This is a genomic window from Thermaurantiacus tibetensis, assembly GCF_015354055.1.
In the GTDB taxonomy this organism is placed as follows: Bacteria; Pseudomonadota; Alphaproteobacteria; order Sphingomonadales; family Sphingomonadaceae; genus Thermaurantiacus; species Thermaurantiacus tibetensis.
Map to the genome: position 1 here is coordinate 796925 of NZ_JACHTM010000001.1, position 14266 is coordinate 811190.

Below are 14266 nucleotides of genomic sequence, written 5' to 3' on the forward strand. Positions count from 1 at the left end.
ATGGGCCCGGCGCCCGAGCCGGAGATCCTCGTCAAGAAGGTCCGGGGCCGCAAGCACGCGCACCACCACGGCGGTGCGTGGAAGGTTGCCTATGCCGACTTCGTGACGGCGATGATGGCCTTCTTCCTCCTGATGTGGCTTCTCGGCGCCACCGACGAGGAGAAGCGCAAGGGCATCGCCGACTATTTCGCCCCCACCATCCTTCCCATGGAGCGCTCCGGCGGGTCGAACGGCGTGATGGGGGGGCGCTCGCTCGAGGAGCCGGAAGGAAATGCCCCCCACCCGCAGCTGTCAGGCCTGCGTCCGGCCACCCCCTTCCAGTCGAGGAACACGCAGAGCACACCGTCGGAGCTCGACCGCATGCGCGAGGTGGCGGAAGCGATCCGCCGCCGGGTCGAGTCTGACCCGGGCCTCAGGGATCTCGGCGACCAGCTGCGGATGACGGTCACCGACGAGGGCCTGCGGATCGAGCTCATCGACAAGGAGGACTATTCCATGTTCCGCTCGGGCACGGCCGAGATGGACCCGCGCGCCCGGGCACTCCTTGGGGTGGTGGCGGAGGCCGTGCGCGACGTGCCGAACCGGCTTGCCGTCCGCGGCCATACCGACAGCGTGCCCTTTTCGGGCGCGAACGGCATGAACAACTGGACGCTTTCCACCTACCGGGCCGAGGCGACGCGGGCCGTGCTGGCCAGGAACGGCCTCGGCGAGGAGCGGTTCAGCCGGCTCGAAGGGCTTGCCGATACCGAGCCGCTGATCCCGGAGAACCCGGCCGATCCCCGCAACCGGCGCATGTCGGTCACCGTGCTTCGCGAGGCGTCCGCTGCCCCCTCCGGCCCGGGGAAATAGCGGACGCGCGCGGGGGGGGGAGGGCGACGAAGCGGACCGCGGAGCGCGGCCGGGGCTTGAGGGGTGGTTTGCCGCGCGCCAGATGAGGCGCGTGCCCGAGACGCCCGATAGCTCCGACCGCTTCCTCGAGGCCGCGCAGACGGCCGTCGTCGCCCGCGGTCAGCCCGACCTCGAGGCAGGTCTTGCCGCCATCCGCGAGACCTGCCGCACGCTCGGCCGCCAGCCCGGCGTCTACCGCATGGTCGATGCGGCCGGTGACATCCTCTACATCGGCAAGGCGCGGGCGCTGCGGAACCGGGTGGCCACCTACACCCAGGTCGAGCGGCTGCCGCAGCGCCTGAAGCGCATGGTGGCGCTCACCCGGGGCATGGTGGTGGTGACCACCGGTTCCGAGGCCGAGGCTCTCCTTCTCGAGAGCCAGCTCATCAAGCGCCACCGTCCGCCCTTCAACGTGGTGCTGCGCGACGACAAGAGCTTCCCATTCATCGCGCTCGACGAGCGCCACGCCTTCCCCCGGCTCGCCAAGCACCGCGGCGCGCGGAAGGAGGGCGTGGTCTACTACGGGCCGTTCGCCAGCGCGGGCGCCGTGAACGCCACGCTCAACGCGCTCCAGAAGCTCTTCCTTCTGCGCTCCTGCACCGACAGCTTCATGGCCAACCGCAGCCGGCCCTGCCTCCTCTACCAGATCCGGCGCTGCGCTGCCCCCTGCGTCGGGCGGATCGACACGGACGCCTATGCGGCGCTTGTGGCCGACGCGAAGGCCTTCCTTGCCGGCCGTGCGAACGGAGTCCAGGAGCGGCTCAAGACAGCCATGCAGGACGCGGCCGCAGTCCGCGATTACGAGCGCGCGGCGGTCTACCGCGACCGGCTGAAGGCGCTCGCCACCATTCAGGGAAGCCAGGCCATCCATGCCGGCGATACCCGGCTCGATGCCGATGTGGTCGCGCTGGCGCGGGACCGGGGCGTCACCAGCGTCCAGGTCTTCTTCATCCGGTCCGGGCAGAACTGGGGGCACCGGGCCCTCTTCCCGGCGCACGCCGGCGACGTCGGCGAGGAGGAGGTCCTCTCGGCCTTCCTCGGCCAGTTCTACGAGGAACTTCCACCGCCGCCCCGCATCCTCCTCGACCGCCCGCTCCCCGATGCCGAGCTTCTGGCCGAGGCTCTGTCCGCCCGGGCGGGCCACCGGGTCACGCTCGTCGCGCCGCAGCGCGGCCGGCTCCGCGCGCTCGTCGAGCAGGCGCGCCGGAACGCTGCCGAGGCGGTCGCGCGACGCCTTGCCGAACGCGGCACTGCCGAGGCGAACCTTGCACGTCTTGCCGAGGCCTTCGGCCTGCCTGAGCCGCCGCGGCGGATCGAGGTCTACGACAACAGCCACGTCATGGGCACCCATGCCTTGGGGGCCATGATCGTGGCCGGGCCCGAAGGGTTCGTGAAGTCCGGCTACCGCAAGTTCAACATGAAGCCCGGCGAGGTGACTCCCGGCGACGACTTCGGGATGATGCGCAGCCTTCTCACTCGGCGCTTCCGGCGGGCGCTGGAGGAGGACCCGGCCCGCTCCGGCGATGCGTGGCCCGACCTTCTCCTGATCGACGGAGGCCGGGGGCAGGTCTCGGCGGCGCTGGCGGCGCTTGCCGATCTGGGGCTGGAGGACGTGCCGGTGGTCGGCATCGCCAAGGGGCCTGACCGGAACGCGGGCCGCGAGGTCTTCCACCTTGCCGACGGGCGCGAGCTGACGCTGCCGCCCGGCGACCCTCTCCTCTTCTTCCTCGAGCGGCTGCGCGACGAGGCCCACCGGTTCGCGATCGGTGCCCACCGGGCGCGGCGGACGAAGGCGATGACGGTCTCGACGCTCGACGAGGTCCCTGGCGTGGGCCCGGCAAGGAAGAAGGCGCTCCTCATGCACTTCGGCACCGCCCGGGCGGTGAAGGGGGCCAGCCTCGAGGATCTCCTGAAGGTGCCGGGGATCAACCGGGCGACCGCCGAGGCGGTGTGGCAGCATTTCCACCCCGCTGCATCTGCTGCCGACCTCTCCCAGTAATGCGAGTCACTCTCAATACTTGAATTTCCGCGTGTGTGACAGTCCGCACCTTCGTTTATCCCCAGGCTGTCACGGTTCCTTCACCTGTCCGTCACCTGTCATTCGCCGTGCCGTCACCAATGGCGATTAACCGGCCGCGGCCGGCGAGCGGTATGGGCCGCTCCCGCCTTGCTCGGAGATGCACGGATGAACGAGATGGTGTCGCTCAATCGCCGCGGGCTGCTGAAGGGCAGCGCCGTGACCGCCGCCATGGCCGGGCCGTTCGCGGCCTTCATCGCCAACGAGGCGCATGCAACGACCAACGGCCTTGGCGAGCAGACGGCGCCTGCGGCCAGCCCCTATGGACCGATCGCCCCGGTCCGCTGTCTTTCGACCGGTCTCTTCCTGCTCCAGCTTCCTCGGGGCTTCAGCTACCACAGCTTCTCGTTCCGCGGCGACCGCATGGACGACGGCCAGCGGGTGCCCACGAGCCACGACGGCATGGCGGTCGTGTCCACCGTGGCGACGGGCCGCACGGTCGAGCATGTCCTCATCCGCAACCACGAGCTGGGTGCGGGCTCGCTGCTCACGGTTCCGGGCAACCCGGGCGGTGTCTATGACGACGTGACGATCCCGGCGGGTCGGCCCGCGGGCGGCTGCACCGTGCTGCGCGTGCGCAACGGCCAGCTCGTCGAGCACAAGGCCAACATCGGCGGCACGCTTGTCAACTGCGCTGGCGGCGCGAGCCCCTGGGGGAGCTGGCTCACCTGCGAGGAGACCGAGACCAACCTCACCGGCTCGGGCGGGCGGCGCCACGGCTATGTGTTCGACGTCCATGCCGATCCGCTCCAGACGGTGGCCGAACCGATCCGCGACATGGGCCGCTTCGCCCACGAGGCCGTCGCCTTCGACCCCGTGACGGGCTACATCTACCAGACCGAGGATGCCCGGAACGAGGCGGGCTTCTACCGCTTCATCCCGAACGACCGGTCGCGCCGCTATGGTGCGCTCTTCGCCGGCGGCCGGCTGCAGGCGGCCAAGGTGGTCGGCGTCGAGCGGGCCAACCTGCTCGCGCTTGCCGGCATCCGCCCGAGCCAGGTCGAGCGGGTGGGCCAGACGCTCCAGATCGAATGGGTGGACATCGCCGACCCCGACGCAAGCCCGGCCGACTACACCGAGGTCGGGCCCGACAACCCCGACACCGGCACCCGCAACGTCTCCGGCCCGTTCCGCCAGGCGCGGGAGGCCGGAGCGCTCCGCATGAGCCGTGGCGAGGGCATCTGGTGGGACAATCGCACCCAGTCCTTCTTCATCACCGACACGAGCTTCGGCTACGAGAGCGGCGGTGCCCGTCGTGCCGGCCGGGGCCTCGGCTGCATCTGGCGCTACACGCCGAGCCGCAGCAACCCTGACCGCGGCACCCTCACCCTGGTCTATGCGGCAGCCGCGCGCGTGGCCGGCAACAACGTCGACAACATCTGCATCAGCCCGCGCGGCGGTCTCCTCACCTGCGACGACGGCTCCGCCGTGGTGGACGCCTTCGGCCCTGGCCAGCGGCTCATGGGCTATACCGCCCAGGGCCTGGCCTACATCTTCGCGAAGTCGAACGTCGTCTTCTCGAACGCGGACATCGCCGCGATCGGCCGCACTGGCCAGTTCGCCGCCGGCGACTATCGCGGGGCCGAGTTCGCGGGTGCGACCTTCGACCCGACGGGCCGGGTGCTCTACGTCAACAACTACACGCCGGGCATCACCTTCGCGATCACCGGGCCCTGGGGTCTCGGCAACCTCTGACGCCTTCCGGGCGGGGCGGCGACACGCTGCTCCGCCCCTTCCAACAAGGGGACATGATCATGACCAGACTCTCCGTCCTTCTCGCCGCCGCGGCGCTTGCCGCGCCGGCTTCGGCCGTGCAGGTCGCTGGCATCACGGCGCCCGGCGGCAATGGTGGCACGGTATTCGAAGCAACCCCCGGCACGCTCTCGATCGACTTCGCGCTCAACGCCTTCCAGCCCATCGCGGTCGACCTCCTGCTCGAGGCCGGGGACGAAGGCGGCATCTTCTTCGACTCGATCGTCGACGTCTTCACTGGGGTCACCCTCGGGCAGAACCTGAACGCGCTCGAGGTGACCCTTCTCGGCGGGCCGACCTTCTCCACCATTGGCAACGTCCAGGGCTTCTTCTCGAATGCCGCCGTCGGCGTGGCGCCGGACCGCACCGGGTTTCGCGCGCTGTTCCGTCCGTCGGGCGAAGCGGTCGGCGTGCTGCTGGGTGGGCTCCTTGGCACCACGAGCGACTTCGTGATCGCACCGGGGCAGCTCGGCCCGGGCAGCAGCTTCCAGCTCGTGCTGACGCCGGGCGCCGTTCCCGAGCCGGGCACCTGGGCGCTGCTCGTGACCGGCTTCGGGCTCGTCGGCTTCGCCCTGCGCCGTCGTCCGGGTCTCGCCCGCGCCTGACGGCCCCGCCAGCGGCTCCTCCGGGCCCGCCCTCCCCTCCCCGAGGGGTGGCGGGCCCCCTGGCTTGCGCTAGACGCAGGCGCCAAAGCCGGAGTCGCGATGATCACGCTCTACACCGCCGCCACACCCAACGGTCACAAGGTCTCGGTCGCGCTCGAGGAGATGGGCCTCTCTTACGAGGTGCGCGCGCTCGACCTCATGAAGGGCGAGCAGAAGCAGGAATGGTTCCTGAAGATCTGCCCCAACGGGCGGATCCCCGCCATCGAGGATGACGGCTTCCCGGTGTTTGAGAGCGGCGCCATCCTCGTCTACCTCGCCGAGAAGACGGGCATGCTCCTGCCCACGGATGTCAAGGGCCGCTCGCGCGTCCTCCAGTGGCTCATGTTCCAGATGAGCGGCATCGGCCCCATGATGGGCCAAGCCAACGTCTTCTTCCGCTACTTCCCCGAGAAGATCAAGCCGGCGATTGACCGCTACCAGGGCGAAGTCCGGCGGCTGTTCGGCGTCCTTGACCGCCAGCTGGCAGACCATGAATATCTGGCCGGGGACTATTCGATTGCCGACATCGCGACCTGGTGCTGGACGCGGACGGCGCGCTGGTCGGGCGTGGACCCCGAGCCCTTCGTCCACATGACCCGCTGGCACGAGGCCATCAAGGCGCGGCCGGCGGTGCAGCGCGGCCTGGCCGTGCCCGAGCCGGTGCGCGAGACCATGAGCGAGGAGGAGGCGGAAGCCTTCAGCCGGGCGGCGCGCCGCCTCGTCGAGACCGGCCGGGCCGAGGGGTCTGCCTGAGGCGCCCGCCAGCGCCCCCCTTTCGTCACGACAGGTTCACGCTGCCGTCATTCCGCAGTCATCTTGCGGTGGCAGCGCGCTGGCCACAACGAACAGGTGGCCAAGGGGATCTCAATGACAAACTTCTGCCGTTCCGCGATGTTCGCGGCTGCCGGGCTTCTGCCGCTCCTCCAGCTTGCCGCAGTGCCCGCCCGCGCTGCCGAGTCGGCCGCAGCGCCCGCCGCGGCACCGGGCGAGATCATCGTCTTCGGCGCCGGCGAAGTCCGGCAGGTGACGGAAGTGGGGCAGGAGGTGATGCGGCTCGAGGTGCCCGGCGCTTCGCCCTTCAAGGCCATCGAGCGGCTCCCGGGAGTCAACTTCCACTCCGCCGACCCCTTCGGAACCTACGAATGGTCCACCCGCATCACGCTCAGGGGCTTCAGCCAGAACCAGCTCGGCTTCACGCTCGACGGCGTGCCGCTCGGCGACATGAGCTACGGAAACACCAACGGGCTCCACATCAGCCGGGCGATCATCGCCGACAACATTGCGGTCACCCGCGTCTCGCAGGGGGCCGGAGCGCTGGCGACGGCCAGCACCTCCAACCTCGGCGGCACCATCGAGTTCGTCTCCCGCGACCCCGGCGAGACTCTCGCGCTCGATGCCAACGCTGCCTACGGCGCGTCGAACACGCTGCGCCTGTTCGCCCGGCTGGACACCGGTGCGGTCGGCCCGTTCCGCGCCGCGCTCTCCTACGCAGTGCTCGACGCCGGCAAGTGGAAGGGCGATGGCGCCCAGCGCCACCACCAGGCGAACCTCAAGCTGGTGGCCGACCTTGGGGAGCGGCTGACCGCCTCGGGTTTCCTCCACTTCTCCGACCGGCGGGAGAATGACTATCAGGACCTCTCGCTCGAGATGATCCGCCGGCTCGGCTACCGCTGGGACAATTTCGCGCCCAACTGGGATCTCGCCGTCCGGGTTGCCCAGATCGCCCAGAACCGCGGCGATGTCGGCGGCGGGCCGTCGAACCCGGCGGCCGGCACCGTCTATCCGGCGCCCATCACTTCGGTCGACGACAGCTATTATGACGCGGCCGGCCTGCGGCGCGACTGGCTCGCGAGCGTCGCACTTGCCTTCGACCTCGCGCCGGCGACGCTGACGCTTCGGCCCTACTGGCACCAGAACGACGGCCAGGGCATCTGGTACACCCCCTATGTCCGCACGCCGGGCGGCGCACCCATCTCGGTGCGCACGACCGAATACGACATCCAGCGCTTCGGGCTTCTCACCGACCTCGGCCTCGATCTCGGCGACCACCAAGTCTCGGCCGGCCTATGGGTCGAGGACAATGACTTCACGCAGGGGCGGCGCTTCTACGGCCTTGCCAACACCACCGGCCGGCCGTCGCGGCAGAGCCTCAAGTTCAAGCGCGATCCCTTCTTCACCCAGTGGCGCTTCGACTTCAACACCAAGACGGTGCAGGTCTATCTGCAGGACCGGTGGGAGCTTGACGAGCAGCTGTCGCTGACGGCCGGCTTCAAGGGCAACCGCGTCAGGAACCGCTCGGAGCGGCTGGTGCCCGGCACGTCTCCGGCGGCAGGCGAGATCGAGAGCGCCGACTGGTTCCTGCCGCAGGCGGGCCTGCTCTGGAAGCCGGCGGAACGGCAGGAGCTGTTCCTGAGCTACACCGAGAACCGCCGCGCCTTCACTTCGGCGGCAACCGGCGTCTCCCCTTTCGCCACCACCCAGGCCGGGTTCGACGCGATCCGCAACACGCTGAAGCCCGAGACGTCGAAGACGCTCGAGGGCGGCTGGCGCTTCGGCTTCGGTGATGTTGAGGGCGTGATGGCGGCCTATCTGGTCAACTTCCGCGACCGGCTGCTTGGAATCACGACGGGCGCCGGCATCGTCGGCAACCCGGTGGTGCTCCAGAACGTCGGCCGGGTGCGCTCGACCGGCTTCGAGACCGGGGCGGCGTGGAACCCGCTCGGCGACCTCCAGGTCTACGGCAGCTACGCCTTCAACCGCTCGACCTACCGCGACGACGTGGTGAACGCGGCCGGAACGGTGCTGGCGGAGATCGCCGGCAGGCAGACCGTCGACACGCCCAAGCACCTGTTCCGGCTGGACGTGGCGTGGGATGCGCCCCAGGGGCCGTTCGGCCTGATCGGGCTCAACTACACGTCCCGGCGCTTCTTCACCTTCACCAACGACCAGTCGGTGCCGGGCCGCGCGCTGGTCGACGCGTCTGCCGGCTGGCGCTTCGGGCCGGAGGCCGGCGCCCTCGAGGGCTTCGAGGCGATGATCGCCGTCACCAACCTTTTCGACAAGGACTATGTGGCGACGATCGGCTCGAACGGCTTCGGCAACCGCGGCGACAACCAGACGCTGCTGGCCGGCGCGCCGCGGCAGTGGTTCCTCTCGGTCCGCAAGCGGTTCGCGCGGTGATGGGCAAGGGGCTCGACCGCCGGACGCTTGCCGCTGGCCTCGGGCTCCTGCCGCTGGCATCGGGGGCCATGGCCGCCGCCCCCGCCCGCCATCGCCCGGTCGAAACGCGGCCGCTCGTCATCGCCCATCGTGGCGCCTCTGCCGAGCGGCCGGAGCACACGCTCGCCGCCTATGCGCTCGCGATCGAGCAGGGTGCCGACTTCATCGAGCCTGACCTCGTGATGACGAAGGACGGGGTGCTGGTGGCCCGGCACGAGAACGAGATCTCGGAAACCACCGATGTCGCGCGCCGGCCCGAGTTCGCGGCCCGGCGGACGACGAAGACCATCGACGGCGAGACGGTCACCGGCTGGTTCACCGAGGACTTCACGCTGGCGGAACTGAAGAGCCTTCGGGCCCGCGAACGCCTGCCGCAGCTGCGGCCCGCCAACACCCGCTTCGACGGCCAGGAGACCATCCCGACCTTCGCCGAGGTGGTGGCGCTGGCGAAGGCTGCGCCCCGGCCCGTGGGCGTCTATCCCGAGACCAAGCATCCGAGCTACTTCCGGAACCTCGGGCTTCCGATGGAGGAGGCGCTGCTCCGGGTGCTGGCCGAGGCCGGCTGGGCCGACGCCCGCGACCGCGTCTTCATCCAGAGCTTCGAGGTGGGGAACCTCGAGCGCCTGCGGACGCTGACGCGGCTGCCGCTCGTGCAGCTCGTCGCCGCGCGCGGCGGGCCGGCCGACCGGCCGGGTCAGACCTACGCCGCGATGCTGACCGATGCCGGGCTCAAGGCCATGAACGCCTATGCCGATGCGATCGGGGTCGAGAAGCCGCTCGTGGTGCCGCGCGGGGCCGACGGCCGACTCGGCCCGCCGACCGACCTCGTGGCCCGTGCCCATGCGGCCGGGCTTGCGGTCCATGCCTGGACCTTCCGGCCGGAAAACGTCTTCCTGCCCGAGGGGCTGAAGGGGCCGGGCGGGCCTGCCGGGCGCGGCGATGCGGCCGGCGAGATTCGGGCCTTCCTCGCGGCCGGCATCGACGGCCTCTTCACGGACTCGGTTCCGCCAGCGCGGGAAGCGGTTGCAGCGCGTCCGCCCGCCACCAGGGGTCGGTAGCGGCAAGCGCCCGCCAGTGCCGGCAGGCGCGGCCGAGCAGCGTGTCCGCCCTCCCCTTGCCTGCCTTGCCGAGACGGGCCTTGAGCGCCCGGAAGGCGGCCTGCTGGTCGGGCGGAAGGTCCGGCGCGAAGGCTTCCAGCACGGCGAGGTCGTTGATCTCCCCGAGATCCTCCTGGAGCCGCTTGAGGGCCGCAAGGAAGGGCCGCGCGCTCGCCCTATCGCCTGCAAGTTCCGTGCCGTAGCGCAGCTTCTTCAGATCCTTCCGGAGCTCGTGCCGCTCCTCCGGGTCGAGCACGGCAAGGCGGTTGCCGCGGTGGCGGACGTCCTTCCACAGCCGGTCGAGGCCGGGGGCGACCACCGCCTCGAAGGGAAGCGAAAGCCGCTCGCGGGCGCCCGGCCGCTGCCACCCGCCGAGCGCGGCAAGCCGCAGCAGCCGGATGGCGAACCCGGTGGCGCGGGCCGCGAGCAGGCGGCGGCGGACGGCCGCGCGCGTTGCTGCGTGCGATGCCCGGAGCGCCTCCGCGAGGCTTGCCTGCCCCTCCTCCTCGGCCAGCGCGAGGATCTGCGGCACCAGCACGTCGGCATCGCGCAGCGGGGAGACGAGGCGGCCGAGGTCGCGCGCGGTCTCGGCGAGCGCGCGGGCCTCCGCAGGGTCGAGGATCGGGCGGAACAGCCGCAGCGCCACCCGCAGGCGCCGCAGCGCCACCCGCAGCTGGTGGGGCCCCTCGGGCTCCTCGCTTACGAGCGTCGCGTGGAGGTTCCGGGCGATGGTCGAAGCGAGCGCGGCAAGGAGCCGCTCGAAGGCGTCGCGGGCGGACGTGCCGGGCGCGGGCGGCTCGGGCCTGCGCGCCAGGGGCCCCACCGCCAGCGGCGCGCCGCGGGCCAGCGCCTCGCCGCGGGCGGCCTTGCTCGGGAGATCGAGGCGCGCGGGGAGGGACGCGAGAAGCGCTTCGGCGCTTGCGAAGACGGCTTCGGGAGAGCCTTCGGCCAGCTCGAACTCCGCTTCCGAGATCGGCTCGGAGAGCGCGCCCGCGCGGATCTCGCCCTCGTCAAGCGCGAGGCGCACGCGGCCGTGGAGCGCCTCGAGCGCGACCTCGGCCCGCCGCACCCGGGTCTCGAACCGCGTCTCGAGCGGCGCATCGCCGGCATGGCCGGCGATGGCGGTTGCAAGCCCTGGCGGGAGCGAGGCGAGGTCGAAGCGCGGGTGCCGGAGCGGCAGCTCGGTCTCGCGGGCCTGCTGGAATCCACCCACGGTGGTGCGGGCCGACTTGACCGAAAGAAGATGCCGCCCGCCGAGGCTGCGGAGCCTCACGGCAAGGCCGGCGCTGGCCAGCCGCCCGTCTGCCGTGTCGAGGTAGCGGGTGACGACAAGGTGGCCGCGCTCCGGCGCGGCCCCGCGCGCGGCAAGCAGACGCCGCAGGCGGCGCAGATCGGCCGCCGCGAGCCCGGCCTTCAGCTCGAGTTCCACCCCGTCCATCGGCCGCAGAAGTAGGGTTGAAACAGAAGTGTCACAACCCGGCCTCAGGGGACGGCAGGGGCCGGCCGGTCAACGAGGATATTGAGCCGGGCAGCGACGACGAGGCGGTCCGGGCTGTCCTGCCAGGCCTCGGCGCGGACGTTGGCGACGCGCCGGCCGAGCCGCGTGATGGTGGCCCGGGCGTGGGTATCTTCCATCCGGCCCTCGCGCAGATAGTCGACGGTGACGTTGATGGGCTTGGCGGTGGCGCCGGGCTCGAGCGCCTCGAGCACCGCCCGGAGCGCGGCAAGCTCGAGCAGGCCAGCGAGAGCGCCGCCATGGATTCGCCCCGGCGCGCCGATGAGCGAGGGTGCGAACGGCATGGTGAGGCTGCCGTCCGGGTTCGGGACGATCCCTAACGTCGCGGCATAGGGCGGCAGGTCGGAAAGCACGGTCACGCCGCGGCCGTCAGCATGAATGTGCCCGCGACATGGGCGACCGGATGGTCCGGGTCGCCATCGTGGGCGATGCCACGGACGAAGGCGATTCGGCGGGTGAGCTTCAGGCACTCCGCGCGGCCCACCACCGTCCGGCCGGGTTCGGCTGGCCGCAGATAGTCGCAGCGCAGATCAAGCGTGGCGTGCGGCTGCAGCTCGGCCATGCGCATCACGACGGCAAGACCCGAGGCCGTGTCCATGAGGGAGAAGATGGCACCCGAGGCGATCACCCCCGTCTCGGGGTAGGCGACGAGGTGCGGGGCATAGGGCATCTCGAGTTCCGCCCAGTCGGGCCCGTGCGCCCGGTAACGGATGCCGAGCGCCGCCAGATGCGGCACATGGGCGAGAAAGCGGCCGATGAACGCCTTCTGCCGCTGATCGGCAGCGTCGGCCCCGCTCATGCCGCGAGTCGCGTGGCCGCCTCGCGCACCCGGGCGATCATGTTGGGAAGCCCCTGGGTGCGGTTGGAGGAGAGGTGCTGGCGGAGGCCGAGGCGGCCGATCACGCCCTCGAAGTCGGTGGCCAGCACCTCTTCGGCCCGCTTGCCCTGCGCGAGCGCGACGACCACCGCGACGATCCCCTTGGTGATGGCGGCGTCGCTGTCAGCCTGGAAGACGAGCCGGCCGCCCTCGGCAAGCGGATAGACCCAGACGTTCGCCGAGCAGCCCGGCACCTTCGTGGCCGGTGTCTTGAGCGCCGGGTCCATCGGCGGAAGCGTCTCGCCGAAGGCGATGAGGGCGCGGTAGCGGTCCTCGGTGTCGAGGGCGGCGTCCCATTCGGCTTCGAAGTCCTCGAAGGTCATGGGCCTGCCCTAGCGTCTCCGGACGGCTCCGGCCAAGGGGCCGCCGGTGTCATGTGAAGGAGGGCTCAGCCTTCGGCGATGCGCCGCCCCGGCTTCTCGCCTTCCTGGAGCCGGTCGATCTCGCGGGCGAGTTCGAGCGGCCGGTCGGTCGCGATGCGTTCCAGCACGCGCACGCGCTCCTCGAGTCGCTCGAGCCGCTGGCGCGCCTCGCCGTCGAGCGTGTCGCGGGACTTCTCGAGGAGATCGAGCTCGCGCATCTTCACGCTCCGCCAGTGGCGCATGACGATGGCCACGATCGGGATGAGAAGCGCGATGATCGGGATGAGCACGCCGAGTTCACGGAGCATGTGTTTCCCCTCTTCCAGGGTTGCCGGATGGTCTGGGCTCAGGAGTGGCGGAGCTCGTCGATCTCGCGGGCGAGCCGGCTGTTGCCCGACGTGATGCTCGCCTCGATGTCGCGCAGGCGCCGGTCGATGTCGCGGAAGGTGGAGCGCACCTCGCGGATGGTCCGCGAGGGGGCCGCGCGCGTCTTCTGCCAGAAGGCGCGATCCTCGGGGTCCACCTCGCCGGCGTAGAGCGCGTCGGGCTTGGCATCCGCCATCAGCCCGATGACGATGTAGAGGAGAACGAGGAACCCTGCGCCAAGCAGCGTGCCCATCACCATGGCCACGCGCACCCAGAGCACGTCGATTCCGGTGTAGTCGGCAATGCCCGCGCACACGCCCATGAGCTTGCGGTTGCGGGTGTCGAGGTAGAAGCCGGTACGACGCAGCATGTCAGATCTCCCGTGACGGGGCGCGCGGCCGGAGCGGGGTAACGCGCGGGGTGTCCACGGGCGCGGCGAGCGCCCGGTCGGCAGCGTGGATGCGCTCGATGGTCGTCAGACGCTCATCGAGCCGGCGGGCGAGCTCATGCAGCTCGTCGAGGAGCTTCTCGTCCTCGAGGGTGAGGCTCTTCGCCTGCTTCCATTTGGTGACATAGTGGAGGACAAGCCACGGCAGGCCGACGAACAGCGCGAGGACGGCCGCAAGCGGGATGAGAAGCTCGAGCTCCGTCATGGCTCAGCTCTCCCTTCCGGCGGCAAGCCGGCGTTTCATCGCCTCGAGCTCGGCCTTTACCGCATCTGCCGCCCGAAGTTCGGCAATCTCGTCGTCGAGCGACTTGCGCGGTGCGCCGAGGTCGTAGCTCTCGGCCCGGCCCTCGGCGAGATCCACGCGGCGCTCGAGGATCTCGAAGCGCGAGAAGGCTTCCTCCACGCGCTGGCCGCGGGTCATGGCTCGCACCCGCGCCCGGTTCTGCGCCGTCTCCAGCCGCGCCATGAGCGAGGTCTGGCGCGCGCGGGCCTCGCGGAGCTTGGCCTCGAGCTTCTGGATATCGTCCTCGTAGGCGGCGAGCTGCTCGGCCAGCACCTCCAGCTCCTGGGCAAGCTGCCCGGCCATCGCCGTCACCTTCTGCTTCTCGGTGAGCGCGGCCGCGGCCAGATCCTCCCGGCCCTTGGAAAGGGCAAGCTCGGCCTTCTCGGCCCAGCCGGCGGCCGCCTGCTCGAGCTTCACGATGGTACGGCGCATCTCCTTCTGGTCGGCGATGGTGCGCGCGGCCGACGCCCTCACCTCGACCAGGGTCTCCTCCATCTCCATGATGGCAAGGCGGATGGTCTTGGCCGGATCCTCGGCGCGGTCGAGCAGGTCCGACACATTGGCCTGGATGATGTCGCGGGCGCGGGAGAAGATTCCCATGGGCAAGGTCTCCTGGATGGCGGCGAGCGTGGACTGCCGCGCGGGCGATGAAAAGGGGCAGGGCGGCGCCGGGGAGGCAATCCGCGGCGCGATCGTGGGCGGGGGCAAGGCAAGAGGCGCGTCGGCGGCGTGGGTCA

15 protein-coding genes are annotated in these 14266 nt (G+C 70.8%); 7 read left to right on the plus strand and 8 right to left on the minus strand.

Annotation, left to right across the window (positions count from 1 at the left end):
• From H3H34_RS04005 to H3H34_RS04035, 7 genes are all read left to right on the plus strand, one after another.
• The gene (locus tag H3H34_RS04005) at positions 1-849 is read left to right on the plus strand and encodes a flagellar motor protein MotB (RefSeq protein WP_207790792.1); all 849 of its coding nucleotides are present in this window, start codon (positions 1-3) and stop codon (positions 847-849) included.
• A gap of 91 nt (positions 850-940) precedes the next feature.
• Positions 941-2887 carry an excinuclease ABC subunit UvrC gene (gene uvrC / locus H3H34_RS04010; RefSeq protein WP_328831169.1) on the plus strand — a complete coding sequence of 649 codons (1947 nt, stop codon included), beginning with the start codon at positions 941-943 and terminating at the stop codon, positions 2885-2887.
• A 186-nt stretch (positions 2888-3073) separates the two neighbouring features.
• Entirely contained in the window at positions 3074-4660 is a 1587-nt protein-coding gene (locus H3H34_RS04015) for an alkaline phosphatase PhoX (RefSeq protein WP_194743919.1), read from the plus strand.
• 59 nt (positions 4661-4719) lie between these two features.
• Complete coding sequence (locus tag H3H34_RS04020) at positions 4720-5322, plus strand: PEPxxWA-CTERM sorting domain-containing protein (RefSeq protein WP_194743920.1); 603 nt, start codon at positions 4720-4722, stop codon at positions 5320-5322.
• Positions 5323-5421: 99 nt separating this feature from the next.
• Positions 5422-6114 (plus strand): glutathione S-transferase family protein, encoded by a 693-nt coding sequence (locus H3H34_RS04025; RefSeq protein ID WP_194743921.1) that lies wholly within the window; start codon positions 5422-5424, stop codon positions 6112-6114.
• Between the two features lie 114 nt (positions 6115-6228).
• On the plus strand, positions 6229-8541 hold the full coding sequence (locus H3H34_RS04030) for a TonB-dependent receptor (RefSeq protein WP_235945266.1): 2313 nt from the start codon (positions 6229-6231) through the stop codon (positions 8539-8541).
• Positions 8541-9638: a glycerophosphodiester phosphodiesterase gene (locus H3H34_RS04035; RefSeq protein WP_194743922.1), complete on the plus strand. Its 1098-nt coding sequence runs from the start codon at positions 8541-8543 to the stop codon at positions 9636-9638. Before H3H34_RS04030 ends, H3H34_RS04035 begins: the two co-directional genes overlap by 1 nt.
• Here H3H34_RS04035 and H3H34_RS04040 read toward each other — a convergent pair.
• From H3H34_RS04040 to pspA, 8 genes are all read right to left on the minus strand, one after another.
• Positions 9571-11115, minus strand: coding sequence for a CYTH and CHAD domain-containing protein (locus H3H34_RS04040; RefSeq protein WP_194743923.1), 1545 nt, complete (start codon positions 11113-11115; stop codon positions 9571-9573). The genes H3H34_RS04035 and H3H34_RS04040 overlap by 68 nt on opposite strands.
• Before the next feature lie 44 nt (positions 11116-11159).
• The gene (locus H3H34_RS04045) at positions 11160-11552 is read right to left on the minus strand and encodes a PaaI family thioesterase (protein ID WP_328831173.1); all 393 of its coding nucleotides are present in this window, start codon (positions 11550-11552) and stop codon (positions 11160-11162) included.
• Entirely contained in the window at positions 11549-11992 is a 444-nt protein-coding gene (locus H3H34_RS04050; RefSeq protein ID WP_194743924.1) for a PaaI family thioesterase, read from the minus strand. Before H3H34_RS04050 ends, H3H34_RS04045 begins: the two co-directional genes overlap by 4 nt.
• On the minus strand, positions 11989-12393 hold the full coding sequence (locus tag H3H34_RS04055) for a SufE family protein (protein ID WP_194743925.1): 405 nt from the start codon (positions 12391-12393) through the stop codon (positions 11989-11991). Before H3H34_RS04055 ends, H3H34_RS04050 begins: the two co-directional genes overlap by 4 nt.
• Positions 12394-12458: 65 nt before the next feature.
• Positions 12459-12740, minus strand: a complete 282-nt coding sequence (locus H3H34_RS04060; protein WP_194743926.1) for a hypothetical protein — start codon at positions 12738-12740, stop codon at positions 12459-12461.
• Between the two features lie 38 nt (positions 12741-12778).
• Complete coding sequence (gene pspC / locus H3H34_RS04065) at positions 12779-13168, minus strand: envelope stress response membrane protein PspC (RefSeq protein ID WP_194743927.1); 390 nt, start codon at positions 13166-13168, stop codon at positions 12779-12781.
• Between the two features lies 1 nt (position 13169).
• A complete protein-coding gene (gene pspB, locus H3H34_RS04070; protein ID WP_194743928.1) occupies positions 13170-13451 on the minus strand; it encodes an envelope stress response membrane protein PspB in 282 nt (93 codons plus the stop codon).
• Between the two features lie 3 nt (positions 13452-13454).
• The gene (pspA, locus tag H3H34_RS04075) at positions 13455-14129 is read right to left on the minus strand and encodes a phage shock protein PspA (protein WP_194744118.1); all 675 of its coding nucleotides are present in this window, start codon (positions 14127-14129) and stop codon (positions 13455-13457) included.
• Between the last annotated feature and the right edge of the window lie 137 nt (positions 14130-14266).